This window comes from Myxococcus sp. CA033, assembly GCF_013336625.1.
Lineage (GTDB): Bacteria > Myxococcota > Myxococcia > Myxococcales > Myxococcaceae > Myxococcus > Myxococcus llanfairpwllgwyngyllgogerychwyrndrobwllllantysiliogogogochensis.
The window spans coordinates 41,087-67,288 of record NZ_JABUMU010000008.1; the positions used below are offsets into that span (position 1 = coordinate 41,087).

24 protein-coding genes are annotated in these 26,202 nt (G+C 69.2%); 17 read left to right on the forward strand and 7 right to left on the reverse strand.

Annotation, left to right across the window (positions count from 1 at the left end; all coding sequences use genetic code 11):
- Window position 1 precedes the first annotated feature (1 nt).
- Both thiC and HUA78_RS20915 read left to right on the forward strand, forming a co-directional pair.
- Entirely contained in the window at window positions 2-1,876 is a 1,875-nt protein-coding gene (gene thiC, locus HUA78_RS20910; RefSeq protein ID WP_141647377.1) for a phosphomethylpyrimidine synthase ThiC, read from the forward strand.
- Window positions 1,877-2,016: 140 nt separating this feature from the next.
- The gene (locus tag HUA78_RS20915) at window positions 2,017-2,406 is read left to right on the forward strand and encodes a DUF4870 domain-containing protein (protein ID WP_141647378.1); all 390 of its coding nucleotides are present in this window, start codon (window positions 2,017-2,019) and stop codon (window positions 2,404-2,406) included.
- 286 nt (window positions 2,407-2,692) lie between these two features.
- On the opposite strand, the gene moaA is transcribed toward HUA78_RS20915, so the two are convergent.
- The 3 genes from moaA to thiO all read right to left on the reverse strand — a co-directional run bounded on the left by moaA (window position 2,693) and on the right by thiO (window position 6,298).
- Window positions 2,693-3,706, reverse strand: coding sequence for a GTP 3',8-cyclase MoaA (gene moaA, locus HUA78_RS20920; RefSeq protein ID WP_174476997.1), 1,014 nt, complete (start codon window positions 3,704-3,706; stop codon window positions 2,693-2,695).
- 65 nt (window positions 3,707-3,771) lie between these two features.
- A complete protein-coding gene (locus HUA78_RS20925; RefSeq protein WP_174456735.1) occupies window positions 3,772-5,013 on the reverse strand; it encodes an HD domain-containing phosphohydrolase in 1,242 nt (413 codons plus the stop codon).
- A gap of 166 nt (window positions 5,014-5,179) precedes the next feature.
- Window positions 5,180-6,298: a glycine oxidase ThiO gene (gene thiO / locus HUA78_RS20930; RefSeq protein WP_174456734.1), complete on the reverse strand. Its 1,119-nt coding sequence runs from the start codon at window positions 6,296-6,298 to the stop codon at window positions 5,180-5,182.
- A gap of 311 nt (window positions 6,299-6,609) precedes the next feature.
- Here thiO and hisG point away from each other — a divergent pair, with 311 nt between their 5' ends.
- From hisG to HUA78_RS20980, 10 genes are all read left to right on the forward strand, one after another.
- The gene (gene hisG, locus HUA78_RS20935; RefSeq protein ID WP_141647382.1) at window positions 6,610-7,470 is read left to right on the forward strand and encodes an ATP phosphoribosyltransferase; all 861 of its coding nucleotides are present in this window, start codon (window positions 6,610-6,612) and stop codon (window positions 7,468-7,470) included.
- Window positions 7,470-8,777 carry a histidinol dehydrogenase gene (gene hisD, locus HUA78_RS20940; RefSeq protein WP_174465460.1) on the forward strand — a complete coding sequence of 436 codons (1,308 nt, stop codon included), beginning with the start codon at window positions 7,470-7,472 and terminating at the stop codon, window positions 8,775-8,777. The genes hisG and hisD overlap by 1 nt, the downstream gene beginning before the upstream one ends.
- Window positions 8,774-9,814: a histidinol-phosphate transaminase gene (locus HUA78_RS20945; protein WP_174462450.1), complete on the forward strand. Its 1,041-nt coding sequence runs from the start codon at window positions 8,774-8,776 to the stop codon at window positions 9,812-9,814. The genes hisD and HUA78_RS20945 overlap by 4 nt, the downstream gene beginning before the upstream one ends.
- Window positions 9,811-10,404: an imidazole glycerol phosphate synthase subunit HisH gene (gene hisH, locus HUA78_RS20950; protein ID WP_174465461.1), complete on the forward strand. Its 594-nt coding sequence runs from the start codon at window positions 9,811-9,813 to the stop codon at window positions 10,402-10,404. Before HUA78_RS20945 ends, hisH begins: the two co-directional genes overlap by 4 nt.
- Window positions 10,401-11,117, forward strand: a complete 717-nt coding sequence (locus HUA78_RS20955) for a HisA/HisF-related TIM barrel protein (protein ID WP_174465462.1) — start codon at window positions 10,401-10,403, stop codon at window positions 11,115-11,117. Before hisH ends, HUA78_RS20955 begins: the two co-directional genes overlap by 4 nt.
- On the forward strand, window positions 11,114-11,650 hold the full coding sequence (locus HUA78_RS20960) for an imidazoleglycerol-phosphate dehydratase (protein WP_174465463.1): 537 nt from the start codon (window positions 11,114-11,116) through the stop codon (window positions 11,648-11,650). The genes HUA78_RS20955 and HUA78_RS20960 overlap by 4 nt, the downstream gene beginning before the upstream one ends.
- Window positions 11,647-12,411, forward strand: a complete 765-nt coding sequence (hisF, locus tag HUA78_RS20965; protein ID WP_368773779.1) for an imidazole glycerol phosphate synthase subunit HisF — start codon at window positions 11,647-11,649, stop codon at window positions 12,409-12,411. Before HUA78_RS20960 ends, hisF begins: the two co-directional genes overlap by 4 nt.
- A gap of 97 nt (window positions 12,412-12,508) precedes the next feature.
- Window positions 12,509-13,288: a histidinol-phosphatase gene (gene hisN / locus HUA78_RS20970; protein ID WP_174462447.1), complete on the forward strand. Its 780-nt coding sequence runs from the start codon at window positions 12,509-12,511 to the stop codon at window positions 13,286-13,288.
- Window positions 13,288-13,917 carry a bifunctional phosphoribosyl-AMP cyclohydrolase/phosphoribosyl-ATP diphosphatase HisIE gene (hisIE, locus tag HUA78_RS20975; RefSeq protein WP_174477086.1) on the forward strand — a complete coding sequence of 210 codons (630 nt, stop codon included), beginning with the start codon at window positions 13,288-13,290 and terminating at the stop codon, window positions 13,915-13,917. The genes hisN and hisIE overlap by 1 nt, the downstream gene beginning before the upstream one ends.
- Window positions 13,918-14,097: 180 nt before the next feature.
- A complete protein-coding gene (locus tag HUA78_RS20980; protein WP_246137656.1) occupies window positions 14,098-14,643 on the forward strand; it encodes a DofB protein in 546 nt (181 codons plus the stop codon).
- A 12-nt stretch (window positions 14,644-14,655) separates the two neighbouring features.
- Here the strand turns inward: HUA78_RS20980 and HUA78_RS47270 are convergent, their stop codons facing one another.
- Window positions 14,656-15,798: a hypothetical protein gene (locus HUA78_RS47270; RefSeq protein WP_371745620.1), complete on the reverse strand. Its 1,143-nt coding sequence runs from the start codon at window positions 15,796-15,798 to the stop codon at window positions 14,656-14,658.
- 81 nt (window positions 15,799-15,879) lie between these two features.
- On the opposite strand from HUA78_RS47270, the gene lpdA reads away from it, so the two are divergent.
- From lpdA to lipB, 5 genes are all read left to right on the forward strand, one after another.
- On the forward strand, window positions 15,880-17,277 hold the full coding sequence (lpdA, locus tag HUA78_RS20990; protein WP_174456726.1) for a dihydrolipoyl dehydrogenase: 1,398 nt from the start codon (window positions 15,880-15,882) through the stop codon (window positions 17,275-17,277).
- Between the two features lie 317 nt (window positions 17,278-17,594).
- Window positions 17,595-18,524 (forward strand): lipoyl synthase, encoded by a 930-nt coding sequence (gene lipA / locus HUA78_RS20995; protein WP_141649413.1) that lies wholly within the window; start codon window positions 17,595-17,597, stop codon window positions 18,522-18,524.
- A 57-nt stretch (window positions 18,525-18,581) separates the two neighbouring features.
- Window positions 18,582-19,844 (forward strand): dihydrolipoamide acetyltransferase family protein, encoded by a 1,263-nt coding sequence (locus HUA78_RS21000; protein ID WP_174456724.1) that lies wholly within the window; start codon window positions 18,582-18,584, stop codon window positions 19,842-19,844.
- Between the two features lie 160 nt (window positions 19,845-20,004).
- Window positions 20,005-22,086: a ClpX C4-type zinc finger protein gene (locus HUA78_RS47735; RefSeq protein ID WP_174476999.1), complete on the forward strand. Its 2,082-nt coding sequence runs from the start codon at window positions 20,005-20,007 to the stop codon at window positions 22,084-22,086.
- Window positions 22,083-23,168 (forward strand): lipoyl(octanoyl) transferase LipB, encoded by a 1,086-nt coding sequence (gene lipB / locus HUA78_RS21010; RefSeq protein ID WP_174477000.1) that lies wholly within the window; start codon window positions 22,083-22,085, stop codon window positions 23,166-23,168. Before HUA78_RS47735 ends, lipB begins: the two co-directional genes overlap by 4 nt.
- Before the next feature lie 31 nt (window positions 23,169-23,199).
- Here the strand turns inward: lipB and HUA78_RS21015 are convergent, their stop codons facing one another.
- The 3 genes from HUA78_RS21015 to glp form a co-directional block, all read right to left on the reverse strand.
- Window positions 23,200-24,036 (reverse strand): MBL fold metallo-hydrolase, encoded by an 837-nt coding sequence (locus HUA78_RS21015; RefSeq protein WP_174456863.1) that lies wholly within the window; start codon window positions 24,034-24,036, stop codon window positions 23,200-23,202.
- A gap of 49 nt (window positions 24,037-24,085) precedes the next feature.
- Window positions 24,086-24,760 carry a GTP cyclohydrolase II gene (gene ribA, locus HUA78_RS21020; RefSeq protein ID WP_141645321.1) on the reverse strand — a complete coding sequence of 225 codons (675 nt, stop codon included), beginning with the start codon at window positions 24,758-24,760 and terminating at the stop codon, window positions 24,086-24,088.
- 125 nt (window positions 24,761-24,885) lie between these two features.
- Window positions 24,886-26,118, reverse strand: coding sequence for a gephyrin-like molybdotransferase Glp (glp, locus tag HUA78_RS21025; RefSeq protein ID WP_141645322.1), 1,233 nt, complete (start codon window positions 26,116-26,118; stop codon window positions 24,886-24,888).
- Window positions 26,119-26,202 lie beyond the last annotated feature (84 nt).

Genomic DNA, 26,202 nt, shown 5'->3' on the forward strand with positions numbered 1-26,202 from the left:
GATGAGCGGAGCGTCCAGAAGCCTCAAGGTCGATGGCAAGGTGCTCGAAGGCATCAGCCAGGGCCCCCTGCCAGCCTCGCGCAAGGTGTTCGTGAGTGGGGAGCTGCACCCCGACTTGCGAGTCCCCGTGCGGGAAATCAGTCAAACCCCCACGCGGCACGGACCGGGCGCGGATGCCCGGGTGACGTCGAATCCCCCCGTGCTCGTCTATGACTCCAGCGGTCCGTACACGGACCCGGAGGCGCGAATCGACCTGCGCCAGGGCCTGCCCGCCACGCGCGAGGCCTGGGTGCTGCGTCGCGATGACACGGAGGAGCTGGCGGGAATCACCTCCGACTACGGCAAGGAGCGCGAGGCGGACCCGAGGCTCGCGGGGCTGCGCTTCGGCCATCGCCGCAAGCCCCGCGTGGCACGCCAGGGCGTCAACGTCACCCAGTTGCACTACGCCCGGCGCGGCATCATCACCCCGGAGATGGAGTACGTGGCGCTGCGAGAGAACCTGCGCATGGACGCGTCGCTGTCCGCGCAGCACCCGGGCCACTCGTGGGGCGCGTCCATCCCCCGCGTCATCACCCCGGAGTTCGTGCGCGACGAGATTGCCCGGGGCCGCGCCATCATCCCCGCGAACATCAATCACCCGGAGCTGGAGCCGATGATCATCGGCCGCAACTTCCTGGTGAAGATCAACGCCAACATCGGCAACTCCGCCGTCTCGTCCTCCATCGAGGAGGAGGTGGAGAAGATGGTCTGGTCCATCCGCTGGGGCGCGGACACGGTGATGGACCTGTCCACGGGCCGGAACATCCACGAGACGCGCGAGTGGATCCTCCGCAACGCGCCGGTGCCCATCGGCACGGTGCCCATCTATCAGGCGCTGGAGAAGGTGGGCGGCAAGGCGGAGGACCTCACGTGGGAGATCTACCGCGACACGCTCATCGAGCAGGCCGAGCAGGGCGTGGACTACTTCACCATCCACGCCGGCGTGCTGCTGCGCTACGTGCCGCTCACCGCGAAGCGACTGACGGGCATCGTCAGCCGGGGCGGCTCCATCCTCGCGAAGTGGTGCCTGGCCCACCACCAGGAGAACTTCCTCTACACGCACTTCGAGGAGATCTGCGAGATCATGAAGGCGTACGACGTCAGCTTCAGTCTGGGTGACGGGCTGCGGCCGGGCTCCATCGCCGACGCGAACGACGCGGCGCAGTTCGGCGAGCTGGAGACGCTGGGCGAGCTGACGAAGATCGCCTGGAAGCACGACGTGCAGACGATGATCGAAGGCCCGGGCCACGTGCCCATGCACCTCATCCAGGAGAACATGACGAAGCAGCTGGCGGTGTGCGGCGAGGCGCCGTTCTACACGCTGGGGCCCCTCACCACGGATATCGCGCCGGGGTATGACCACTTCACCAGCGGCATTGGCGCGGCGATGATTGGTTGGTTCGGCACCGCGATGCTCTGCTACGTGACGCCGAAGGAGCACCTGGGGCTGCCGGACCGCGACGACGTGAAGGAAGGCGTCATCACGTACAAGATCGCCGCGCACGCCGCCGACCTGGCCAAGGGGCATCCGGGCGCTCAGGCTCGCGACAACGCGCTCTCCAAGGCCCGCTTCGAGTTCCGCTGGGAGGACCAGTTCAACCTCTCCCTGGACCCCGAGCGCGCCCGCGCCTTCCACGACGAGACGCTGCCCGCCGACGGCGCCAAGGTCGCCCACTTCTGCTCCATGTGCGGGCCCCAGTTCTGCTCCATGAAAATCACCCAGGATGTTCGCGACTACGCGGAGAAGCTGGGCGTCACCGACGCCACCGCGCTCGACTCGGGGATGGAACAGAAGAGTGAGGAATTCCGGAAGGCAGGCAGCGAGTTGTATCGCTGAGCCACGAAGCCAGGAATCGAGGGCGTCAAACGACCTGCTACATCACCTGTCCGAGACGTGACAATGAGAGTGGGTGCATGTCATGTTAGGCAGGCATGGGCGCGGTGCACGCGCCCTCGATTATCTGGAGGGGATACTTCATGGAGACTCCGCCGCGGGAGCAAGTGGGTTCGTACATCACCGGCACGCCGATGCCGACCCAGGATGAGAAGACGATGGGGCTCATCGCCCACATGGGAACCATCCTGGCCAACTTCGTGGGCCTGGGCTTCGCGGTTCCGCTGGTGCTGATGCTGACCAAGGGCAAGGAGTCGTCCTTTGTTCGCGAGCACTCGGTGGAGTCGCTGAACTTCCAGATCACCCTCTTCATCGCCGGCCTCGTCGGCGTCGCCACGTCGTGTATCGGCATCGGCCTGGTGTTGCTGCCCATCGTCGGCATCCTGGCGCTGGTGTTCGGCATCATCGGCGGGCTGAAGGCGAACGAGGGGCAGCTGTACCGGTACCCGTTCGCCATCCGGTTGGTGAAGTAGTCGGCACGGCGGCGGCTCCCTTCGGGGAGCCCGCGGCCACTCGGGCGGGCCAGGCGCGAGCGCGCGGGCCCGCCCGTCGTCTTTTCAGGGGACGCGCGAGCGCCAGCACTCGGGTGCATCCTCGCGACGCGGCAGCGCGGCCTCGGCCCCGCTTGGGTGGCAGCGTGGCGCCGGTGCAGGCCTTCAGCCGCCGATGCCCATCATGGACAGCCGCGTGGCGCCGGTGGGGCGGGTCTTCAGTCGCCGATGCCCTTAATTGATAGCAGCGTGGCGCCGGTGCGGGCCTTCAGCCGCCGATGCCCATCATGGACAGCAGCGTGGCGCCGTTGCCGGGCTCGGTGAAGCGGTGGCCCTCGGGCTTGTCGCCCAGGGCGGCGCGGATGGCCCGTGCCAGCTCCACGTCCGTGGCCCCACCTCGGATGAGCTGATGCAGCGGCGCCTGTGCGCGGCCGCCCAGGCAGCTGCGCAGGTCGCCATTCGAGGCCACGCGCACGCGGTTGCACCCGCCGCAGAAGTTCTGGGTCAGCGGCGAGATGAAGCCCACGCGGCCACCTGGTGCCTTCCAGTAGCGCGCGGGACCGGAGGTGACGGAGTCGGCGGCGGCGCCTGTCTCCTCGGGCTCGGCGGAGAGGTCCAGGCCCTCGGCGCGCAGCCGCTCCATCAGCTCGGCGGTGGGCACCGGAACGCCCTGGCCAAAGGGCATCAGCTCGATGAAGCGCGGGGTGATGCCGCGCGCGTGTGCGTACTCCACCAGCGCGCGGGCCTCGCCGTCGTTCACGCCCCGCATCACCACGACGTTGAGCTTGAGCGAGGCGTAGTGGGAGGCCGCCGCCGCGTCGATGCCCCGGAGGATGGCGTCGAAGTCCCCCTGCTTGGAGATGCGGCGGAACGTCTCCGGGGACAGCGTGTCCAGGCTGAGGTTGAGCTGGTCGACACCGGCCTCGCGCAACGGGGCCGCGAGGGCCTCCAGGTGGCTGGCGTTGGTGGTGATGGCCAGGTGCCGCACGCCTGGGATGCTGGCGATGCGCCGGGCGATTTCCAGGATGTCCGGACGGATGAGCGGCTCGCCCCCGGTGAGGCGCACGCGGCGGATGCCCAGCGCGGCGAAGATGCCGGCGATGCGTCCCAGCTCCTCCGCGTTCAGCAGGTCCTTCTTGCCGCCCCAGGACGCGGGAGAGCAGTACGTGCAGCGGAAGTTGCAGCGGTCCGTGATGCTCAGCCGCAGGTACGTCATGCGGCGCCCCTGCGCATCCAGCAGGGGAGGGGCGAGCGGATCCGTCTGGAGTGCGGGCGTCGTCACGGGCGGCCTGACCTCATAACAGCCGCCAGGGGGACGTTCATCTCAATCCCCCCAGCGTGAGGGGCTCAGCCCTCGCTGCCCGTGGCCGACCGGATGATCGGCACCTTCACTTCGACGGGCTCGCTCGGGGCGGCACGCGGGGCGACCGGCGCGGGCTCCAGGTCATCGTCCAGGTCCGTCAGACGCGCCAGCTCCGCCTCGGCCTCGTTCGCCTCCTGCTCGGCCACGGGAAGATTGAGCTTCCGCAGCGCCATCTCCTCCTTGATGCGGATGAGACCCTCTTCGCCGATGTCCAGGAACGCCCGGACGACTTCCGGGTCGAACTGGGTGTTGGCGCAGCGGCGGATCTCCTGGATGGCGTTCGCGAACGAGGTGCCCTTGCGGTACGGCCGGTCGCTCGTCATCGCGTCCAGCGTGTCCGCCACGGCGAAGATGCGCGCGCCGATGTGGATCTCCTGCCGCTGGAGGCCGCGCGGGTAGCCCGCGCCGTCCCAGCGCTCCTGGTGCGACAGGACGATGGCGGAGGGCGTGGAGAGGAACGGGATGGCCTGGATCATCTGGAAGCCAATCTCCGGATGCTTGCGCATCTCCAGCCACTCGTCCGGCGTGAGCTTGCCCGGCTTGAGCAGCACCGCGTCCGGCACGCCAATCTTGCCGATGTCGTGCAGGAGCGCGCCGCGGCCAATCTCCTCCAGGTCCTTGCCGGAGATGCTCATCCGGCCGGCGATGGCGGACGTGTAGCTGACCACGCGCTGCGAGTGGTCGCTCGTCTCGTGCTCGCGCGCGTCCAGCGCGGCCACCAGCGCCAGGAGCGTGTTCTGGTAGGTGTTGGCGATGTTGTGCAGCGCGCTGCGCAGCTCCGCGGTGCGGTCTCGCACCTTGCGCTCCAGCTTCTTCTGGTAGCGCTTGCGGGCCATCTCGATGCGGCGCTTGGCGAGCGCACGCTCGATGGCTCGGATGAGGTCGGTGAGCTTCGGTGGCTTGAGCAGGTAGTCCACCGCGCCCCGGCGCAGGCAGTCCACCGCGGACTCCGTGTCGCCATAGCCGGTGAGCATGATGACGGACGTGTCCGGCAGTCGCTCTCGCAGGTTCTCCAACAGCCAGAGGCCGTCCTTGCCCGGCATCTTCATGTCGCTGATGACGAGCGGGGTGTCCTCCTCGCCAGCCACGTCCAGCGCCATCTCGGCGCCGCTCGCGACGACGCAGTTGTAGCCCTCTTCACGCAGGAGGACGGAGATGACGTCTCGGACAGAGTCGTCATCGTCGACGATGAGGATTCGGGGTGGGGCAGGGGGGATGGCTTCCACGGCGGGAGATTCTAAAGGTTTCCGGGTTTCAATGGCGAATGAGTCAGGGAAATTACCACCTTCCTCCACTTGCAGGTTGACAGTCCAGTGCGCTGGTCCGGAAGACGACCCTGGGAGGGAGGGCGGCCGGGCAGGCGTGGACGGGTCCTGGGAGGAAGTCGAGCCTTCAGGCCTGGGCCCTCGTACTCGCGCGGTCATGGCGGAAAGGCGCGAGGTCCAGGGTGGTCCGCTCTCCGAGGACGGCCTCGGCCACGAGCTTCGCGGTGATGGGGGCCAGGAGGATGCCGTTGCGGAAGTGTCCGGTGGCGAGGAAGAGGCCTGGGGTGGGGCCCTCTCCGAGGTAGGGCCGCTTGTCCTCCGTCCAGGGGCGGAAGCCGGCCCACGTCTCGGTGATGGGGGCGGACCCGAGCTCCGGGCACAGCTCCAGGGCCATGTCGAGGATGCGGGCCAGGCCCGCCGCGGTCACCTGCTTGTCGAAGCCCACCAGCTCCATGGTGCTGCCGGCGATGACGCGGCCGTCCGCGCGGGGGACGACGTAGCCCTTCTCCGACGTGAGGATGCGCTGGAGCAGGGGAAGGCGCGTCTGGAGCTGAATCATCTGCCCACGCGCGGGGCGCACCGCCTTCGCCTCCACGCCCGCGCCCTGGACGAGCGAGGACCAGGAGCCGGCGGCGAGCACCACCGCGTCCGCGCGCAGCACCTCGCCATCCAGGTCCACGCCCACCGCGCGGCCCGCTTCGTGAACGATGCCGCGCACGTAGCCGCTTCGGAATTCGGCGCCCACGCGCGCGGCGGCCATCGTCAGCGCGCGGACGAGGAGCCGGTTGTCCACCTGGTGGTCATCCGGGAAGTGGGCGGCGGCGACGGCTTTCGAGGAGAGGCGCGGCTCCAATGCGCGGGCCTGGGCACCGTCGAGCACGTCCGCGCGCAGGCCCATGCCGCGCTGCCACAGCACGGTGGCTTCCACGTGCTGCACCGCCGCTTCGCTGAAGGCGACCTTGAGGACGCCGCTGGGGCGGTAGGCGATGTCCACGCCGGACAGCTCGCGCAGCTCGTCGGCGAAGGCGGGATAGAGGGCGCGGCTCTTCAGGCACAGCTCGAGGAAGGGGCCGGGGCCGTCGGACTCCATCTGTGGAGCGAGCATGCCGGCGGCGGCGCTGCTGGCCTCCGCGCCGGGGATGGAGCGCTCCAGGACGGTGACGCGCGCGCCGGCCTGCCGCAGCCGCAGCGCGATGCCGCAGCCCATGATTCCCCCACCCACGATGATGACGTCCGAAACTCGCATGGACTTCTTTCCTGCTCGCCCCGTCGAGGGTTTGCAAGCGACTTGGACAGGGAGCCCAGAGGTCGGGTTGACGGCGGGGGCCTTTGCCATTACTGATGGGGCCGTGCGTTTCTCTTCCGTGCATCCCCATCATGCGCATCATCGGCTCGGCCCCGACGGGACCGTTCGCCACGCGCATGCCTGGGTGAGCCACTAGACGCACCACCCTCCCGGCACCTGCCGCAGCGAATGAAGGCCCGTCCTCCCCAGGACGGGCCTTTTTCGTTTCCGCGCGGCCTTCGTTTCCCCCGCAGCCCCCAGCAGGTCTACCCATGTTGCTGAAGATCGCTCTTCCCAACAAAGGCCGCCTTTCCGAAGAGGTTCGTGAACTTTTCAACGATGCGGGCCTGGAGGTGCGCGGCAGAGGAGAGCGCGCACTCACCGCGTCGCTCGGCGGCGAGTTCGAGGCCATCTTCGTGCGCGCCCAGGACATCCCGGAGTTCGTCGCGGACGGCGCGGCGCATGCGGGTGTCACGGGATGGGATCTCGTGAGCGAGGCGGGGCGGGAGCTCGAGCACCTGATGGACCTGGAGTTCGGCAAGTGCCGGCTCGTCGTGGCGGCGCGCGAGGAGAGCGGCATCACCCACTCCAACGACGTGCGAGACGGCATGCGGGTGGCGTCGTGTTTCCCCCGGTTGACGCAGGACTACTTCGCGCGGCGAGGGCAGAGCATCACCGTGGTTCCCGTCTCGGGCGCGGCGGAGATTGCTCCGCACCTGGGCATCGCGGACATCGTGGTGGACCTGACGTCCACGGGCTCCACGCTGAAGATGAACGGCCTGCGCGAGGTGGCCACGGTGCTGGAGTCCAGCGCCCGACTGGTGTCGAGCAAGACGAACGTCCCGGAGGCGCGCAAGCGGCTGGACGAACTGAAGCTGGCGCTGGGCTCGGTGCTGGCGGCGCGGGGCAAGCGCTACCTCATGGCCAATGTCCCCAGGGACTCGCTCGCGGGGGTTCGCGAGGTGCTGCCCGGACTCAATGGCCCCACGGTGGTGGATGTGCTGGACGGAGGGACGTTCGTCGCGGTGCACGCGGTGGTGGCGGCGAAGACCATCTACCGCACCGTCAACGCCCTGAAGGCCCTGGGCTGCGAGGGCATCCTCGTCACGCGCATCGAAAGGCTGGTGGCGTGATGACGCCGCTTCCTTCGTTCCTCCGCTATCGCGGACCGCTGGCCAGCCTGTCCCGCGAGGACCGGCTCCGATTGTTGCAGCGAGGCGGGGATGTGGACGCGCGCATCTCCGCCCGGGTGCGGGAGCTCATCGCCCGGGTCCGGCTGGATGGGGACTGGGCGCTCTTCGAGATGGCGCGCCAGTTCGACCGCGCGGAGTTGTCCGCACTGGAGGTCCCCCGCGCGCGTTGTGAGCAGGCGCTCGAATCATTGGACCCGTCGGTGGCGCGGGCCCTGGGACGCGCGGCGCGCAACATCGCGCGGGCGCACGAGGCGCAGCGGCCTCGCGCGGTGGAAGTGGAGACGGAGCCTGGTGTGCTGGTGGGCCGGAGGCCGGACCCCCTGGGCCGCGTCGGAGTGTACGCACCGGGAGGCCGGGCGGTGTATCCGAGCAGCGTGTTGATGGGGGTGGTGCCGGCGAAGGTCGCGGGGGTGGGCGAGGTCATCGTCTGCTCGCCTCCGGGGCCGGACGGTCTGCCACACGCGAGCGTGTTGGCGGCGGCGGTGCTGGCGGGCGCGGACCGGGTCTTCGCGCTGGGCGGAGCGGGCGCGGTGGCGGCGATGGCGTACGGCACGGAGAGTGTTCCCCGGGTGGACCGCATCGTCGGGCCGGGCAATGCCTACGTGGCGGAGGCGAAGCTCCAGGTGGTGGGGGCGGTGGCCATCGAAGCACCGGCGGGGCCGAGTGAAATCCTCGTCATCGCGGACGAGACGGCGAGTCCGGACGCGGTGGCGCGGGAGATGCTGGCGCAGGCGGAGCACGACCCGGATGCGGCCTGCGTGACGGTGGCGCGAGGCGAGGGGGTGGCGGAGGCCATCGCGGAGCAGGTGCGGCGCCTGTCACTGGGTGCGAAGCGCGAGGAGATTGTCGCCGCCGCACTGCGCTCACGTGGCGCGGTGTTGAGTGTGGCGTCGCTGGAGGAGGCGTGGCCCTTCGTCGCGGACTTCGCGCCGGAGCACCTGCTGCTCGCCACCGCCGCGCCTTCGGCGGACCTGGCGCGAGTGCGCAACGCGGGCACCGTCTTCCTCGGGGAGCGCTCCTCGGTGGCCTACGGCGACTACATGACGGGCTCCAACCACGTGCTGCCCACGGCGGGGCTGGCGAGGGCCTACTCAGGACTCAACCTGCTCGACTTCTACCGATGGACCACCTACCAGCGCGTGGAGCGCGCGGCGTCCCAGGCATTGGCGGACGACGTGGGACTGCTTGCGGACAGTGAGGGCCTCTTCGCGCACGCGGACGCCGCGCGGGCCTGGAGGGCCGAATGATTCCCACGCGTGCATCCTATCGGGACATCCCGTTGTATTCGCCCGCGAAGCGACCCTGTCGCGTGGACCTGAGCGACAACACCAACCTCTTCGGGGTGCCTCCCGCCGCGGAGCGAGTGCTGCGCGAGTCCTCCCTGGAGTCGCTCTCGCGCTATCCCCGAAGCTATGCGCCCGACCTGCGCGGCGTGTTGGCCGAGCAGCTTGGCGTGACAGCCGAGTGCGTGACGACGGGCTGCGGCTCCGATGACGTCCTCGACAGCGCGCTGCGAGCGTTCTTGGAGCCGGGTGAGTTGCTCGTGTTTCAAGACCCGACGTTCGTGATGATGCCGCTGTTCGCGCAGGTGAACGGACTGCGGACGGCGGCGGTGCCCCTGCGCGCGGACTTCGACGTGGAGCCCGAGTGGCTGGTGTCCACGGGGGCGAAGGTCATCTACCTGTGCTCACCGAACAACCCCACGGGCACGGTGCTGTCGCGCGCGGCGGTGGAGCGGGTGGTGGAGCGTGCGCCGGGGCTGGTCATCATCGACGAGGCGTATGCCGACTTCGCGCGCGGGCCTGGCTTCCTGGACCTGGCGCGCACGTGCTCGAACGTGCTGGTGACGCGCACGTTCTCGAAGGCCTTCGGGCTCGCGGGGATGCGCGTGGGGTGGGCCGTGGGCCACCCAAAGCTCGTGGCGGAGGTCGAGAAGGCACGGGGGCCGTACAAGCTGACGACGCTCGCGGAAGCGATGGCCGTGGCCGTGCTGCGCGAGGACGCGGGTTGGGTGCGTGCTCGGGTGGAGGAGGCGGTGGAGAACAGGGAGCGCCTGCGGGGCGCGCTGGTGGCGCAGGGGCTGAAGCCGCTGCCGTCCGAGGGCAACTTCCTGATGGTGCCGCTGCCCGGAGCGCCTGGGGTGGCGGAGCGGATGCGGGAGCGTGACGTGAACGTGAGGGCGTTCCAGGGACTGACCGGGGTCGGGGATGCGCTCCGAATCGGCAGTGGACCGTGGCCCTTGCTGGAGGCGGCGCTTGTGGCGCTGCTGGAGTCCTTGCGATGAGAGTCACCCTGTTCGACTACGGCGCTGGCAATCTGCACTCGCTGACCAAGGCCCTGGCCACGGAGGAGGGCGTCGACGTTCGCGTGGAGGAGAGCCCGGCGCGTGCGGTGGATACGGATGTGCTCGTGCTGCCCGGAGTTGGCGCCTTTGGCTCGGCGGCGGCGCGACTGGCGCCCGGGCGGGATGCGATGCGCTCGGCATTGGAGAAGGGCCTGCCCTGCCTGGGCATCTGCCTGGGCATGCAGTTGCTGTTCGATTCGAGCGACGAGGGAGAGGGCGCGGGCCTGGGCTATTTCTCCGGACGGGTGACGCGACTGACATCGCGACGCGTGCCGCAGATTGGCTGGAACCAGGTGGAGGGCGACCGCACGTTGTCGGGAGCGAAGCTGGACACCGCGTACTACGCGCACAGCTTCGTCTGCCGCGTGGAGGACGCGTCGGTCGTGACGGGGTGGACGACGCACGAGGAAGACCGCTTCCCCGCGGTGGTTCGACGCGGCCGGGTGGTGGGCGTGCAGTTCCATCCCGAGAAGTCTTCGTCTTCGGGTGTCGCCTTCGTGCGGACCTTCTTGCGGGAGGTGGCGTCATGAGGGCGATTCCCGCCATCGATCTGCGCGAAGGCGCGTGCGTGCAGCTCGTTGGAGGTTCGTATGAAGACGAGCGGGTGCGGGTGAAGGATCCGCTGGAGGCGCTACTGCGCTGGCGCGCCTACGGCTTCAGGGCCTTCCATGTGGTCGACCTGGATGCGGCGCTGGGCCGGGGTTCCAATGCCGAGGCCGTGGCGCGACTTACCGCGCACGAGCCGGGGCTCACGTTCACCGTGGGCGGGGGTGTGCGAGAGCTGGAGCGGGTGGAGGCGCTGCTGGAAGGGGGGGCCTCGGCCGTGGTGGTGGGGACTCGGGCCATCGAGGACGCGGCGTGGTTGGCCGACGTCGCGAGCCGCCATCCAGGCCGCGTGGTGGTTGCGGCGGACGTGCGAGGCCGCGAGGTGGTGACGCGAGGCTGGACGGCGGGCAGTGGCATGACGGTGGGCGATGTGCTCGCGGCGCTGGAGCCGTTGCCGCTCGGTGGCCTGCTGGTGACCGCGGTCCACAAGGAGGGGCAACTCGAGGGCGTCGACCTGTCGCTGATGCGCGAGGTGGTGGTTCGCAGCCGTCACCGGCTCTACGCGTCGGGCGGCGTGACGACGCTGGAAGACTTGAGGGCGCTGGCCTCGGTGGGCGCGTACGGGGCGGTCATTGGGATGGCGCTGTACACGGGGCGGCTGGATGCGCGCGACGTCGCGCTGGAGTTCGCGAAATGACCACTGTCACTCGAGAGACGAAGGAGACGCGGATCCGCGTGGAGCTGTCGGTGGGCCGGGGGAGCACGCAGGTGGACACGGGGCTCAAGTTCTTCGACCACATGCTCTCCACCTTCGCGCGCTACGCGGGGCTCGACTTGAAGTTGCACGCTCGTGGCGACCTCACGCACCACCTGATGGAGGACGTGGCGATTACGTTGGGGACGGCGGTGCAGCGGGTGGTTCCGGCGACAGCGGCCCGCTTCGCGGAGCGCACGGTGCCCATGGATGACGCGCTGGTGCAGGCGTGCCTCGATGCGGGCGGACGGTTCTTCTACCAGGGGCCGTTGAAGAATCGGCTCTACGAGCACTGGATGCGCTCGTTCTGCGAGCACGCGAAGGTGACGCTGCACCTGCGGGTGCTGCGAGGGAAGGACAGTCACCACGTCACCGAGGCGGCGTTCAAGGCGCTGGGGCTCGCGCTGCGGGATGCGATGGTGGACTCCGGCACCGTGTTCAGCATGAAGGGCTCCGTGGCCCTGGAGGTGCTCTGATGCTGACGCGACGGCTCATCGTCTGTCTGGACGTGAAGGGCGGCCGGGTGGTGAAGGGCGTTCGCTTCGAGGGTCTCCGCGACGTGGGAGACCCGGTGGAGTTGGCCCTGCGCTATGAGCAAGAGGGCGCGGACGAGGTGACGTTCCTCGACATCTCCGCGAGCGCCGAGGAGCGTGACACGCTCTGGGATTTGGTGCGGCGCACGGCGGAGCGACTGTTCATCCCGTTGACGGTCGGGGGAGGCGTCCGCACGGTGGAGGACGTGGGCCGTGCGCTTCGGTCTGGCGCGGACAAGGTGAGCATCAACTCGGCGGCGGTGGCCCGGCCGGAGGTGCTCACGGAGTGCGCGGAGCGATTCGGAGCGCAGTGCGTGGTGGCGAGCATCGACGCTCGGAAAGAGGGTTCGCGCTGGCGTGTCCACACGCATGGTGGGCGCAAGCCCACGGAGCTGGAGGCGGTGGCCTGGGCGCGTGAGTGTGTGGCGCGAGGTGCGGGTGAAGTGCTCCTCACCAGCATCGACCAGGACGGTGCCCGCTCGGGCTACGACCTGGAGCTGACGCGCGCGGTGGCGGACGCGGTGGACGTGCCCGTCATCGCATCCGGAGGGGCGGGTAACGCGGAGCACGTGCGGGACGGACTCACGCGTGGCGGCGCGGACGCGGCGCTCGTTGCGGGCATCCTTCACGATGGGCTCACCACGGTAGGGGCCATCAAATCGCTGCTCCGAGCGAGCGGCCTTCCCATCCGGAGCACGACATGACGAGCGCACAGGGCTTGATGCGGGCGGCTGAAGTCGCACGCAATTCGGGAGACGTGGCGCCGAGCGCCTTCAGCGGCCTTCCCATCCGGAGCACGACATGACGAGTGCACAGGGCTTGATGCAGGCGGCGGCCGAAGTCGCGCGCAAGGCCGGGGACGTGGCGCTGGGCTACTTCCGCGGTGGTATCGCAGTGGATACCAAGAGCGACGGGACGCCCGTCACGGTGGCGGACCGCACGGCGGAGCAGACCGCACGCGAATGGCTGGAAGCACGTTTTCCGGACGACGGCATCCTCGGGGAAGAGTTCGGAGAGACACGGCCGGGCGCGCGGCGCCGATGGATCCTGGACCCCATCGATGGAACAAAGACCTTCATCCGGGGCGTACCTCTATGGGGGACCCTGGTGGCACTGGCGGAAGGGGAGCGCATCCTCGTGGGCGCCGCGTACTTCCCCGCCGTGAGTGAGCTGCTGGTGGCTGCGCCAGGGGAAGGTTGCTTCTGGAACGACAAACGCGCGCGAGTGTCCGAGCAGGCGGACCTGTCTCGCGCGGTGGTGCTCTCCACGGACGAGCGCTTCCGTCAGCATCCCGAGCGCGGAGAAGCCTGGCGCCGCTTCACCCTCGACGCGGCCATCTCCCGCACCTGGGGCGATTGCTACGGCTACCTGCTGGTGGCCACGGGCCGAGCGGAGGTCATGGTGGACGAGCTGCTCTCGCCCTGGGATGCCGCCGCGCTCCAACCCATCATCGAAGAAGCCGGAGGAGTCTTCACCGACTGGACCGGGCGGCGGACCTCCTTCGGTGGCAACGGCATCGCCACCAACGCGGCCCTGGCCACACTCACCCGTGAGCGCCTGGGCGCGACGGAGGCCACGTGATTCTGGACCTGGACCGACTCGACTTCACCAAGGGCGGTGGCCTGGTGACGGTGGTGACTCAAGACGCGCGCACCGGTGATGTGTTGATGGTGGCGCACGCGGACCGCGAGGCACTGGAGCGCACCCTCGCCACGGGGCAGATGCACTACCGTTCGCGCTCGCGTGGCCTCTGGCACAAGGGCGCCACCAGCGGGAACACGCAGCAGGTGGTGTCCCTGCGCGCGGACTGCGACGGTGACGCGATCCTGGCCCGCGTCGAGAAAGCCGGGCCGGCTTGTCACACCGGCGAGACCACGTGCTTCGGTCCCGGAGGGGGAGACGCGCTGGCCGCGCTGGATGCCACCCTCGCCGAGCGCGCGACCCGACCCGATGCCCCGGGCGAAAAACCCAGCTACACGCGCCGCCTGCTCGCGGACCGAAACCTGCGTCTCAAGAAACTGGGCGAGGAGGCCGCGGAGCTGGTGACGGCCTGCGCGGATGCGGACGCCGGACGCGCCGCCGAGGAGGCAGCCGACCTCCTCTACCACCTCCTCGTCGCGGTGAGGCCGCTCGGGCTCTCCCTGGAAGACGTGAAGGCCGTGCTCGCACGTCGTGCCGCGAAGCCAAAACTTCCCGGCAATGCTGGATGAGCGAGGCTCACCTCGCGTGAGCAGGACACAGGGCTATCAGGGCATTCCACGTATCAAACCCCGTTTTCAGGCCGTGTCAGCGTCGACCCGGATGGATTTGTCCGTCACGGCTGCATACGGACAGCAGGATTGCGACGGTGGAGTGATCGCGTGCAGCAGTGACTCTCTTCAACGAAAGGAGTGTTCCTGCTACACATCCAGACGCGCGGCGCTGTGGAGAACGCCGGCCGGGCGCTTCTTGGCATCGAAACCGTCCGCCTCACCGGAGGCATCGTGAACGGCCCCACCACGTACAAGGCAGAGCTCATCGACCGAGTCATCTTCTCCCGCTGGCAGAATCCTCCGACCAAGGAGGACGTCGCGGCGATGCTGGCTCAGATGGAGGAGGCCTCGACGCGGCTCAACTCGCGTCTCATCTACATTGGCTCCGTGAGCCCGAAGTCCAAGGTTCCCGACGCGAACGAGCGCACCATCCTCAACAACTTCCTCGTGGATGCGAGGAAGACGTGTGTCGAGCAGGCGTGGCTCATCTACGAGGGCACGGACCTGCAACACAACCTCCAGCGCGTCATCATTTCTGGCGTGCTCATCCTCACCCGGACCTTCGACAACTTCCTCTCGGTCGCGAAGTCGGGCGAGTCCATCGTCAAGGACGTCAGCGCCGTCCTGAAGAAGGACGCGGCGCCCATCTTCCAGCTCGCCAAGGACCGCGGCTTGGTCGCCTGACGCCGTCGGCGCTCAGCGCGCGCCGAGGATCTCCAACTCCAGGAGCTTGCCGTCCGCGCTCTCGGGGAACACGCTGACCGCGTCCACCTCGACAAGGGGCGCGGCGGGGTTGCAGGTCTCCCACTCGCCCGTGCCACGAAACTGGCACACGGTGGGATTGACGAACGAGAAGCCTCCCTCTGGATCATTCAAGCCCACGCCCTTCGGCGTGCGGACGATGGCTCGCAGGGAGCCTGGGCCTTGCGCCCGGACACGGAACCCCACCAGGTGCTTGAGCGTGGGCGCGTAGCCCGCTCGCAGCGCTCCGTCCGCCGACCAGCGCGTGCCCCGCCTCGCGTTGCTCACCGGGACTCCCGTGAGGAGGTCTCCATCGAACGCCTGGAACGCGGGCTGGGCCCCCAGGAGCTGATCCGGCTTCACCGGCGCGGTCTCCACCGGCTTCGCGCTGGCAGCCGTGAGCAGTGCCGGGGCCCGGGCGCCTTGCTGGGCGGCGGCCGCGCGCAGCACGGACAGCGGCAGCAGGTCCGCGCTCGCGCAGCGGGACACCAGTCCATCCAGGAGCGTGCGCACGGTGGGGGGCAGGTCGACGGAGGCCTGGGCGGCGGGGGCGAGCCCCAGTCGGACGATGGAATCACAGGCCGCCGGGGTGCCTGGGCCCGCGTGCTCCAAGCTCCACTGGAGCTCGGGGATGTTCGGCGCTTGACCGACGGCGGTGTCCAGCAGCGCACGGGCCACGGTCTGCGCGCAGGCGTTGACCCTGGAGGGACAGCGCTCGCAGAGGGCGGCGAGCAGCCCCCGCATGGGGGTGTCCGCCCCCTGGGTGAAGGGGGCTCGGGCGGAAAGCGCTCCGCCCAGCTCACAGGCGCGCGGGGGCGGCTTGTCACAGGCGTCCAGCCGCTTGCGGGCCTCGGCCACGACGGTGGGCTCGTCGGGGGCGCGCAGGGTGGCGTCCAGGGCCCGTTCCACCGCGCGGCACTCAGGAGAGGGGGGAAGCGGCGAGGGGGAGGCGGGGGACGTGGCGGTGGCGTCCCGGGTGGGGGAGCTCGCGGGCGAGGCCCCGGCCGTCTCATCCTGGTGCGTCACGCACCACAGGCGGGTGAAGGCGAGCAGCGCCACGAGCATCAGGAGGAGGGTTCTGAGCGGGAAACGGCGCACGAGCAATCTCCTTGATTCCGACCGGGAGCGGGGGTTATCAGCCCCACCGGGTTCCATCCGCAAATAATGACGGAGGCGTGCGTGGCTGAGACGTTCGACGTGGTGATCATCGGTTCGGGCCCTGGCGGCTACGTGGGTGCCATCCGCGCGGGGCAACTCGGGCTGAAGACGGCCATCATCGAGAAGGACAAGCGTCTGGGCGGTACCTGCCTCCACCGCGGGTGCATCCCCACCAAGTCCCTGCTGTGGACGGCGGAGTTGTTCCACCACGTCAAGGAGGCGGGGGACTTCGGCATCGACCTGTCGAGCCCGACGGTCAACTGGCCGAACGCGATGAAGCACAAGGACAAGGTCGTCACCAAGGGTGCCAACGGCATCGACTTCTTGATGAAGAAGAACAAGGTGACGGTCATCAAGGGCCACGGCCGCATCGCCGGCAAGGGCAAGGTGGAAGTCACCGCCGAGGACGGCTCCAAGCAGGTCCTGGACGCGAAGAACATCATCATCGCGACGGGCTCGGTGCCCAAGTCCCTGCCGAACGTGCCGGTGGACCACAAGCGCGTGCTCAACAGCGACTCCATCCTGCAGCTCGAGCGCATCCCCAAGAGCATCATCGTCCTGGGCGCTGGCGCGGTCGGCTGTGAGTTCGCCTCCATCTTCAACCACGTGGGCAGCAAGACCTCCATCGTGGAGTTCCTGCCCGCGCTGCTCCCCATCGAGGACGCGGACATCTCCAAGGAGCTGGAGAAGCTCTTCCGCCGTCGCGGCATCGACGTGCACACCGGCTCCGCGGTGGAGAAGGTGGAGCACACGGCGGACGGCGTGCGCGTCACCATGAAGGTCGGCAGCGAGACGAAGACGCTGGAGGCGGAGCTGCTGCTGTCCGCCGTCGGCCGCTCGCCCGTCACCGAGGACGTGGGCCTGGACAAGACGTCCATCAAGACGGAGCGCGGCTACATCAAGGTCGACGCGATGCTGCGCACCAGCGAGCCCAACGTCTACGCCGTGGGAGACGTCATCCCCACGCCGATGCTGGCCCACATGGCGAGCTCCGAGTGCGTGCTCGCGGTGGAGCACATCGCCGGGAAGAACCCGCAGCCCATCAACTACGACCTCACCCCGTCGGCCACGTACTGCTACCCCGAGGTCGCCTCGGTGGGCCTGACGGAGAAGAAGGCCAAGGAGCGCGGCTACGACGTCAAGATTGGCAACGCCCCGTTCGGCGCGGTGACGAAGTCGTCCATCACCAATGAGGCCACCGGCCTCATCAAGATCGTCTCCGACAAGAAGTACGACGAGGTGCTGGGCATCCACATCATCGGGCCCCACGCCACGGAGCTGCTGGCCGAGGCGTGCGTCGCGCTGAAGCTGGAGATCACCACCGAGGAACTGGCGGGCACCATCCACGCCCACCCGACGCTCTCGGAAATCGTCCACGAGGGCGCCGAGGCCACGCTGGGTCACCCCCGCCACTTCTAGGCCCAGGCTCGTCGAAGGTCAGGCCGTCCCGGAGCGTGGTTCCGAGGACGGCCTTTCCATGTCCGGCGTCCGCTGGGGCGGGTGGCCAGGATGCCTGCACACCAGGAGGGCCAGCGATGGACCGGCACGCCGTCGGGGCAGCGGCGCCCAAGTCGGGACATCCAGGCCCTCCGGTGCCCAGGTCCGGGGCTGCCCGGCCGGAGCGGGAGCATTAGTAGGAAAGCGACGCGCGCGAAGGGCCTGCCAGAGCTGACGCCTCGCGTTAGAGGCTTCAGGCTTGAACGTCTTCCGCCCAAACCATAGAAGGCCCGCGACCCATGGCGACTCCTGATCGGTTCCCGCTGCCCCAGGTGACTGAGACCACCCGCAAGCCGGACTGGCTGAAGGTCCGGCTGCCGCACGGCGAAGGGTACGAGCGGGTCAAGGCCATCGTGAAGCGCACGAAGCTGGCCACCGTCTGCGAAGAGGCCCGCTGCCCGAACATCGCCGAGTGCTGGGGCGGTGGCACGGCCACGGTGATGTTGATGGGTGAGGTGTGCACGCGCGCGTGCCGCTTCTGCCACGTGAAGGTGGGGGCGCCCCCGCCGTTGGATCCGATGGAGCCCATCCATCTGGCCCAGGCCGTCAAGGAGATGGACCTGGAGTACATCGTCGTCACGTCGGTGAACCGGGATGACCGGCCGGACGGCGGCGCCAGCCACTTCGCCTCCGCCATCCGCGAGCTGCGCCGGGAGAGCCCGCGCACCATCGTCGAGGTGCTCATCCCCGACTTCAAGGGCGTGGAGAAGGACCTGACCACGGTGGCCGAGGCCAAGCCGCACGTCGTCGCCCACAACGTGGAGACGGTGGAGCGCCTCACGCCGACGGTGAGAGACCGCCGCGCGAAGTACGCCCAGTCGCTCAAGGTGCTCGAGTACCTGAAGAACCGTCCCGAGGGCCTCTACACCAAGACGTCCGTCATGGTGGGCCTGGGAGAGACGGACGCGGAGCTGGAGCAGACCTTCAAGGACCTGCGTGAAGTGGGCGTGGACGTGCTCACGCTGGGCCAGTACCTGCAGCCCTCGCAGTACCACCTGCGGGTGGAGCGCTTCGTCACCCCGGCGCAGTTCGAGTCGTACAAGAAGCTGGCCGAGTCCTACGGCTTCCTCTACGTGGCCTCGGGTCCGCTGGTGCGCTCCAGCTACCGCGCCGCCGAGTTCTTCATGAAGGGCCTGATGGAGCGCGAGCGCCTCGAGCGGCTCGGCTGACCGGGCCTCGATTCGTGGCTTGACGCAACCCCCGTTCCTCTCGGAAAGACACCCCCCATGGCAACCTTCGAATTCAAGCTCCCCGACCTCGGTGAAGGCGTGATGGAGGGCGAGCTGGTCAAGTGGCACGTCAAGGCCGGCGACGTCGTCAAGGAAGACCAGGTGCTCGCCGAGGTGATGACGGACAAGGCCACCGTCACCGTCCCCAGCCCGAAGGCCGGGCGCGTCGTGTCGACGCACGGCAAGGAAGGGGACATCGCGAAGGTGCACCACCCCCTCGTCACGCTGGAGATCGACGGCGCGGCTCCGGCGCAGGCCGCGGGCCATGGCGCGGCGGCTCCGGCGCAGGCGGCCGCGGCGGCTCCGGCGCAGGCGACGGCTCCCGCGGCGGGTGCTTCGGCGCAGGCGTCGAAGGTGCTGGCCACGCCGGTGACCCGGCGCATGGCGCGCGAGCACGGGTTGGACCTGGCGACCATTCCGGGCAGTGGACCGCAGGGGCGGGTGACGAAGGCGGACGTGGTGGCGGCGCTGGAGGGGGGCGGGGAGCAGAAGAACGTGGTGGCGGCTCCCTCGCAGGCGCGTCCCGCGGTGCCGGCCGTGTCGTCGGGTCGGGCGGACGAGCGCGTTCCTCTGCGGGGGCTGCGCAAGAAGATCGCCGAGAAGATGGTGCGCTCGAAGTTCACGATGCCGCACTTCGCCTTCGTGGAAGAAGTGGACGCGACGGACCTGGTGGCACTGCGCACCCGGCTCAACGCGCAGCTCGCGGCGTCGGGTGACAACACCAAGCTCAACTACCTGCCGTTCATCATCAAGGCGACCATCGCCGCGCTGAAGAAGTTCCCGCACCTCAACGCCAACTTCGATGAGGCGGCGCAGGAGCTGGTGGTGCGTGGCGAGTACAACATCGGCATGGCGGTGGCGACGCCGGATGGCCTCACCGTGGCGGTGGTGAAGGACGCGGACCGGCTGACGCTGGCGGAGATTGCTCGCGAGACGGCGCGTCTGGGGGCTGCCGCGAAGGAGCGGAAGCTGAAGCTGGAGGAGCTGACGGGCGGCACCTTCACCATCACCTCGCTGGGGCAGAGCGGTGGCCTGTTCGCCACGCCCATCATCAACCACCCCGAGGTGGGCATCATGGGCGTGCACAAGCTCAAGAAGCGCCCGGCCGTGGTGAAGGATCAGATCGTCATCCGCGACATGATGAACCTGTCGCTGTCGTGCGATCACCGCGTCATCGACGGCTCGGTGGCCGCGGACTTCGTCTACGAAGTCATCAAGTACCTGGAGAAGCCGGACCTGCTGTTCCTGGCCATGGCGTGATGTCTCGCCCAGAGGCCCGGGTGGTGTGGTCGCCCGGGTTTCGAGGCTGGGATGTCCCCTGGGCCGCCGGGGAGGGGGCTGACCGCTCGCCGGCGATTGCGTCTCGTGGAATGCGTCGAGGCCGGGCGGTGGTCCACCAAGACGGTTAGGCTCTGTCCGTATGGCCGAGAACCCTCGCGAGCTGATCCGCGCCGCGCAGTCCGCCGAGCTGCGGGGTGACGTGACTCGCGCCGTGGAGTGCCTCCAGAAAGCGGCGGCGTTCTATCGGAACGCGGGCAATGCCCCCCGAGCGCTCCAGTTGCTGCGCCATGCGCGCAGGCTGGATACGAGCCGCCTGGACATCCTCGAGGAGGTGAACCGCCTCGAAGGGATGACGGAGACGTTGCCGGCGACTGAGGGGGGGGAGGAGGACGACGACGGCCAACTGGTGCTGTCCGTGGAGGACCTCCCTCTCCCTGAGCTTGTTCGTCGGCAACGCCTCATCCAGGACGCGCTGCGCGACGTGGAGTCGCAGCCGACAGGGAAGTCCCCCGAGCTCGCGGCCTGGGTGCTGGACACGGAAGTGAGCGAGGACCTCCAGCGGCTCGAGGCCCAGCTCGCCCGGGTCGCGGCCTCCGTGGACCCAGGGGCGTCCGAGGGGCAGAAGCTTCATCCGGCGCGGAGCGCGGACTCGGTGGAGTCAAGGGCTTCAGAAGGGCAGAAGCTTCATCCGGCGCGGAGCGTGGCCTCGATGGAGTCAGGGGCTTCGGAGGGGCAGAAGCTTCATCCGGCGCGGAGCGTGGCCTCGATGGAGTCAGGGGCTTCGGAGGGGCAGAAGCTTCATCCGGCGCGGAGCGCGGCCTCGGTGGAGTCAGGGGCTTCGGAGCAGCAGAACTTTCATCCGATTCGGAGCTCGGTCTCGGCGGAGTCAGGGGCGTCCGCGGGGCAAGGCTTTCATCCGGTTCGGAGCGCGGCCTCCGCGGACCCAGGGGACTCGAAGGGGTTGGAGTTCCTGTCCGCGCAGCGCGAGGCCTCGGTGGAGTCAGGGGGCTCGAAGGGGTTGGAGTTTCTGGTCGGCCGGAGCGCAGCCTCGGCGGGGTCCACTCCGCGTGGGATGGTTCCGTCGGTGGCTCGGGATGCGTTGCCTTCTCGCGGTTCGGAGTTCGTGCGTGCGGAGCGTTCACCTGGCGCCGTGGACGAGCAGCTCTTCGAGTCACGATGGAGACCCGGCTCGCCGGAAGGTGAGGAACCGTTCGGAGATGGGCTGCTCGCGCCGACGGGGCAGGCCGATGCGCGAGACTCGGATGTGGAGGCCTTCGCCGCGCACGCGTCGGAGGACGACACCACGCCGAGGCGCAGGCGCGGACCGCGAATCATCGAGCGCGGCCCCGCTCGCGCGGACGCGGCGCTGGATGCGTGGTGCTCGTTCTGCTGCCGCCCTCGCGCGGAGGTCGGAGACTTGGTCGCGGGACCGGCCGGTGCCTTCATCTGCAAGGCGTGTCTGACGGAGTCCGCATCGCTGCTCGGAGACGTGAGTCCTGTGCCGCTCCCGGCGCGTCCTCGCTCGCCGGTGCGTGCCTCGGCCGCGATGGACTTCGTGGGTCAGCCCGATGTCCGCTCGATGATGGAGCGAGCGCTCCAGTCGGGTGCTCGCTGCGTCCTGCTGGTGGGGGCCGAGGGCTGGGGCAAGAGCGTCCTGCTCCAAATGCTCCAGCGACAGGGTAGGGGGACCCTCACTCCGGTGGCTTCGCTCGCGGAGGACCTGTCGGCCTCGCCCGTGTTCGTCGAGGACGTGGATCGCCTGAGCACGGAGCACCAGACCGCGCTCTCCGTCTTCCTCGCTCGTGAGTCGCGGCCCTCCGTGGTGCTCAGCGCGCGAGGGCTCGCACCCGAGCCGGGGAAACTCATCCTGCGCGGAGGCGAGGAGCGCCTCTTGGTGCCCACGACGGAGGCCCTGTCGCGCGCGGTGCGAGGCGTCATCCCCGTGAGCATCCTGGAGCACGTCCAGGTGCTGCTCAGCCTGCACCCGCCCACGCGCGAGGACTACGTGGAGATGGCCCGCGCGCGACTGGCGCTGCGTGAGCCGGCGACCTCGCTGTCCGACAGCGTCCTCTCCGCCTTCGCCGCCGAGGCCGAGCGCTCCCCCCGCGCCGGCCACGAACTCCAGGCACTCCTCCAGCGGGTTCCCCCAGGTACCTGGGAACTCGAGAACGTGACGAAGCCGACGCCCCCTCGAAAGGGCCGGCGGAAGGGAACGTCGTGAACACCATCACCGTCTACCGGCTCGGCCGGGTGGAGTACGAGGACGGCCTCAACCTGATGCGCCTCTTCGGCGACTCACGTCGGGAGGGCCTGAGCGGTGACGTGCTGCTGTTGCTGGAGCACCCGCCCGTGCTCACGCTGGGCCGGGGCGCGAAGCGGGAGAACATCACCGCCTCCGACGCGAGCCTCTCCGCGGAGGACGTGAATGTCTTCGAGACGAACCGGGGCGGCGACGTCACCTACCACGGGCCCGGCCAGATTGTCGGCTACCCCATCTTCCTGCTCCCGGAGTCGCGCCGCGACGTCCGCCGCTACGTGCGTGACGTGGAGCGCTCCATCATGCAGGTCCTGTCCGAGTGGGGCATCACCGCGGGCCCCATCGTCAAGTGGCCCGGCGTGTGGATTGGCGAGGAGGGTGCGCCCGACGCGCGGAAGATCGCCGCCATCGGTGTCCACCTGTCCAGGTGGCTCACCACGCACGGCTTCGCGCTCAACGTGAACACGAAGATGGAGCACTTCCGCTTCATCGTGCCCTGCGGAATCCGCGAGGCCGGTGTCACCTCCATGCAGCGGGAGCGCGGGCACGCAGTCCCTGTCCCGGATGTGGAAGAGGCGCTCGCCCGGAGCTTCTGCGCCGTGTTCGACAGCGAGCGCGTGGATGCCCCTGCGCCCATGCGCACCGTCAGCATCGCCGTCGTGCGAGGTCGAGGCCCGGAGGCGCGCGTGTTGCTCGTGCGACGTCGTCCCGAGCGCGGCGGCTTCTGGCAGATCCTCACCGGCCGCGTGGAGGATGGTGAGTCACCCACCCAGGCCGCGATCCGAGAGCTGGAGGAGGAGACGGGCCTTCGACTTCCCGTGGAGGACCTGGCCTACCGTCACTCCTTCGCCATCGGCGAGACGCTGCCGCCCGTGCTCGCGGAGGAGAGCGGCTTCGCCGTCCACGTCCCGCCGGACACAGAGGTCCGTCTGGGCCCCGAGCACGATGCCTTCGAGTGGGTGGACGTCCCCACCGCCCTGGAGCGCCTGCCATTCGCGGGGCTGCGCGAGGCGGTGAAGCGCGCGGTGTCAGCGCGCGACGCCTGAATGAAGCCACGGCCGCGCCCGCTTCGCGCGGCTACAGCTTGATGACCATCGACTCCTTGGCGGCGATGGCCTCCGGGCGGAGCCTGCGCACCTGCCGCAGCAGCTTGTCCATGGCCGCGTCGTCGCGCGAGGGGTCATGGTGGAAGAGCACCAGCGTCTTCACCTGCGCGGCGTCCGCGGCGGCCACGGCGGCCTGCCACGTCGAGTGGCCCCAGCCCGTGCGCGCCGGCCCACAGCGGCCGTGGTACTCGTCCTCCGTGTACATGGAGTCGTAGATGAGCAGGTCCGCGCCCCGCGCGAAGTCGAACAGCCCCGAGTCCAGGTCACTGCCGTGCTCGACATCCGTTGCGTAGACCACGGAGCGGCCACCGCACTCCACGCGGTACCCCAGGTTGCCGCCCGGGTGGTTCAACTCCAACCAGCGCACCTGGGCGGGGCCGAGCTGGAGCGTTCCTCCCGGGGAGAGGTCGCGGTACGTGAGCTTCGCGCGGAAGGCCCCCTCCGCCGTCACCGGGAAGTAGGGCTGCACCATCTGCCCACCCAGCAGCTCCCGGGTGGTGCGCCCGTTGCGTGACGGCCCGTTCAGGGTCAGCTCGCTCGTCGGGATGAAGATGGGCGCGAAGAAGGGAAGGCCCTGCAGGTGGTCGTAGTGGTAGTGCGAGATGAAGATGTTGCCGCGCACCGGCCCGGGGGGCCCCATGAGCAAGGAATCGCCCAGCGCACGCGCTCCCGAGCCCAGGTCGAAGATCAGCAGCTCGTCCCCACACCGCACTTCCACGCACGGCGTGTTGCCGCCGTAGCGCTTCGTCTGCGGACCAGGGGAGGGGATGGAGCCGCGCACTCCCCAGAAGCGCACCTCGAAAGGCACACGGGCTTGATTGCGCACGACGGCGTTGCGCCGCCGCGCAGGCGTCTTCTCAGCCGGCCTTGGCTTCCGTGTCGTCGTCCTCGGCGAAGAGCTCAATCAGGTGCCCCGTACGCTCGCGCTTCGTCCTCAGGTAGTCGACGTTATGCGGATTGTGCTCGGTCCGGGAAGGGATTCGACGCAGGACGGGAATGCCTTCCTCCACCATCCCGGCGATCTTCAGCGGATTGTTGGTGATGAGGTCCACCGAGCGTACGTCCAGCGAGCGCAGCATCTCCGCCGCGATGTCGTAGCTGCGCAGGTCGTCCGCGAAGCCGAGCTGGCGGTTGGCCTCGTACGTGTCCAGCCCCTTGGACTGGAGGGCGTACGCCTTGATTTTGTTGCCCAGGCCGATGCCTCGGCCTTCCTGGCGCAGGTAGAGCACCACGCCCAGCTTCTGCTGGGTGATGAAGTCCAGCGCCCGGTCCAACTGCTCGCGGCAGTCGCACTTCAAGCTGCCGAAGACCTCGCTCGTCAGGCACTCGGAGTGGATTCGCACCGGCACCCCTTCCTCAGCGGACACGTTGCCCGCGACGAGCGCCACGTGCTCTCGACCGTTGCGGCGATCCCTGAACACGATGGTCCGCAGGGGACCCCGCTCCGTGGGGATGTCCGCCTCCGAGAACCGCTCCAGGTGCTGCGTGGGTTTACGGGTCGGAAGAACCTGGGGTGAGCGAATGTCCGACATGATGGTTCATTCTCCAGATGCGAGGCCCCCTGTTTGGTGCCCCCATGCGCGCAAGTCAAGGCGGACTCACCACCGCTGCCGCCTGAAATCCTCCGCAAAGATGCACGATGGACGGCTCCGGTTTCTCAAGCCCCCCAGGAGAGCGGCAACAATTCCACCGGGTCTCCATGAGACAAGCTGCTGGCTTCCCGCGCGAAGTGCAGCAGATGCGTGGCCGTCGCCGCGGAACGGAGCACGCCCGACGTCTGGGTGGCCAGGGGGCGCGCCCAGAGGTTGCCGTCCTTCCAGGCAGCCGTCACCCGGACGAAGTGCGCCAGCCCTGGAGGCTTGGACAGCCGACCGTCCAGGCGCCCAGGCACTCGCGAGGGGTCCACGTCGGTGTGGCCGAGCAGCCGGCGGAGCGCCGGCCTGACAAAGAGCTCGAAGGTGACCAGCGACGAGGTGGGGTTGCCCGGCAGACCGAAGAACAGCGTGCTCCCGCGCTTGCCCACCACCAGCGGCTTGCCCGGCTTGATGGCCACGCGCCACAGATGCTGTTGCACCCCGATGGCGGCAAGGACCTCCTTCACGTAGTCGCGCTCACCCACGGACACGCCCGCGCTGGTGAGCACCACGTCGAAGCCGTGGGCGCGCGACAGGAACTCGCCCACGGAGTCCCGCGTGTCCTGGGCGATGCCCAACAGGGACGGGTGCCCGCCCGCGCGGCGGACCGCGAGCGCCAGTGACGGGGCGTTGGTGTCGACGATGCGGCCCCTGGGGGGCTCGTCGGCGCGGCACAGCTCGTCGCCGGTGGAGAGGATGGCCACCCGGGGCGCGCGCGGCACCGGCGCCGACAGGATGCCCTGGGCCCAGAGCAACCCCAGCTCGGGGATGCCCAGCGGGGTGCCTCGGGCCAGCAAGAGCGTCCCTTCCTTCGCGTCCTCGCCGCGAGGCCGCACGTGCTGACCGGACTCCACGGCCTCCAGGATGTCCACCTGATCCGCGCCCCCATCCGGCACGGGGCGGACCCGCTCGCGCATGACCACGGCGTCCGCGCCCACGGGGAGGGGAGCGCCCGTCATGATCCGCACGCAGGTGCCCGGCCGGACCTCCTGGCGCGGCGTGCCGCCCGCGTAGACGGTCTCCAGCACCGGCAGTCTCACCGGCAGCGAGCCCGCCAGGTCGTCGGCGCGCACCGCGTAGCCGTCCATCGCCGAGTTGTCCCAGGGAGGCAGCGTCCGCTGGGCAAGCACGTCCTCCGCCAGCGTCCTGCCCAGCGCATCATCGAGGGCCAGCCACTCGGCCGACAGGGGCGTGGCCAGGGCCAGCACCCGGGCTCGGGCCTCGTCTTCCGGAAGCAGCGTCGCGGCGTCGTTCATGGGCGTCATCTTCAGCCCGGTTCGCACCCAAAGTCCGAGAGAAAATCAAGTGTTAGTTTGACAGCCCATCTGATCATCGTTACA

Bases quoted from the DNA above. Each gene is read 5' to 3' on its own strand.
- thiO (WP_174456734.1), bottom strand. From the start codon at position 6,298: ATGCGAGTTTCGGACGTCATCATCGTGGGTGGGGGAATCATGGGCTGC.
- hisN (WP_174462447.1), top strand. From the start codon at position 12,509: ATGACGAGTGCACAGGGCTTGATGCAGGCGGCGGCCGAAGTCGCGCGC.
- HUA78_RS20915 (WP_141647378.1), top strand. From the start codon at position 2,017: ATGGAGACTCCGCCGCGGGAGCAAGTGGGTTCGTACATCACCGGCACG.
- HUA78_RS20960 (WP_174465463.1), top strand. From the start codon at position 11,114: ATGACCACTGTCACTCGAGAGACGAAGGAGACGCGGATCCGCGTGGAG.
- ribA (WP_141645321.1), bottom strand. From the start codon at position 24,760: ATGTCGGACATTCGCTCACCCCAGGTTCTTCCGACCCGTAAACCCACG.
- HUA78_RS47735 (WP_174476999.1), top strand. From the start codon at position 20,005: ATGGCCGAGAACCCTCGCGAGCTGATCCGCGCCGCGCAGTCCGCCGAG.
- hisH (WP_174465461.1), top strand. From the start codon at position 9,811: ATGAGAGTCACCCTGTTCGACTACGGCGCTGGCAATCTGCACTCGCTG.
- HUA78_RS20955 (WP_174465462.1), top strand. From the start codon at position 10,401: ATGAGGGCGATTCCCGCCATCGATCTGCGCGAAGGCGCGTGCGTGCAG.
- thiC (WP_141647377.1), top strand. From the start codon at position 2: ATGAGCGGAGCGTCCAGAAGCCTCAAGGTCGATGGCAAGGTGCTCGAA.
- HUA78_RS20945 (WP_174462450.1), top strand. From the start codon at position 8,774: ATGATTCCCACGCGTGCATCCTATCGGGACATCCCGTTGTATTCGCCC.
- hisG (WP_141647382.1), top strand. From the start codon at position 6,610: ATGTTGCTGAAGATCGCTCTTCCCAACAAAGGCCGCCTTTCCGAAGAG.
- hisD (WP_174465460.1), top strand. From the start codon at position 7,470: ATGACGCCGCTTCCTTCGTTCCTCCGCTATCGCGGACCGCTGGCCAGC.
- HUA78_RS21000 (WP_174456724.1), top strand. From the start codon at position 18,582: ATGGCAACCTTCGAATTCAAGCTCCCCGACCTCGGTGAAGGCGTGATG.
- glp (WP_141645322.1), bottom strand. From the start codon at position 26,118: ATGAACGACGCCGCGACGCTGCTTCCGGAAGACGAGGCCCGAGCCCGG.
- lipA (WP_141649413.1), top strand. From the start codon at position 17,595: ATGGCGACTCCTGATCGGTTCCCGCTGCCCCAGGTGACTGAGACCACC.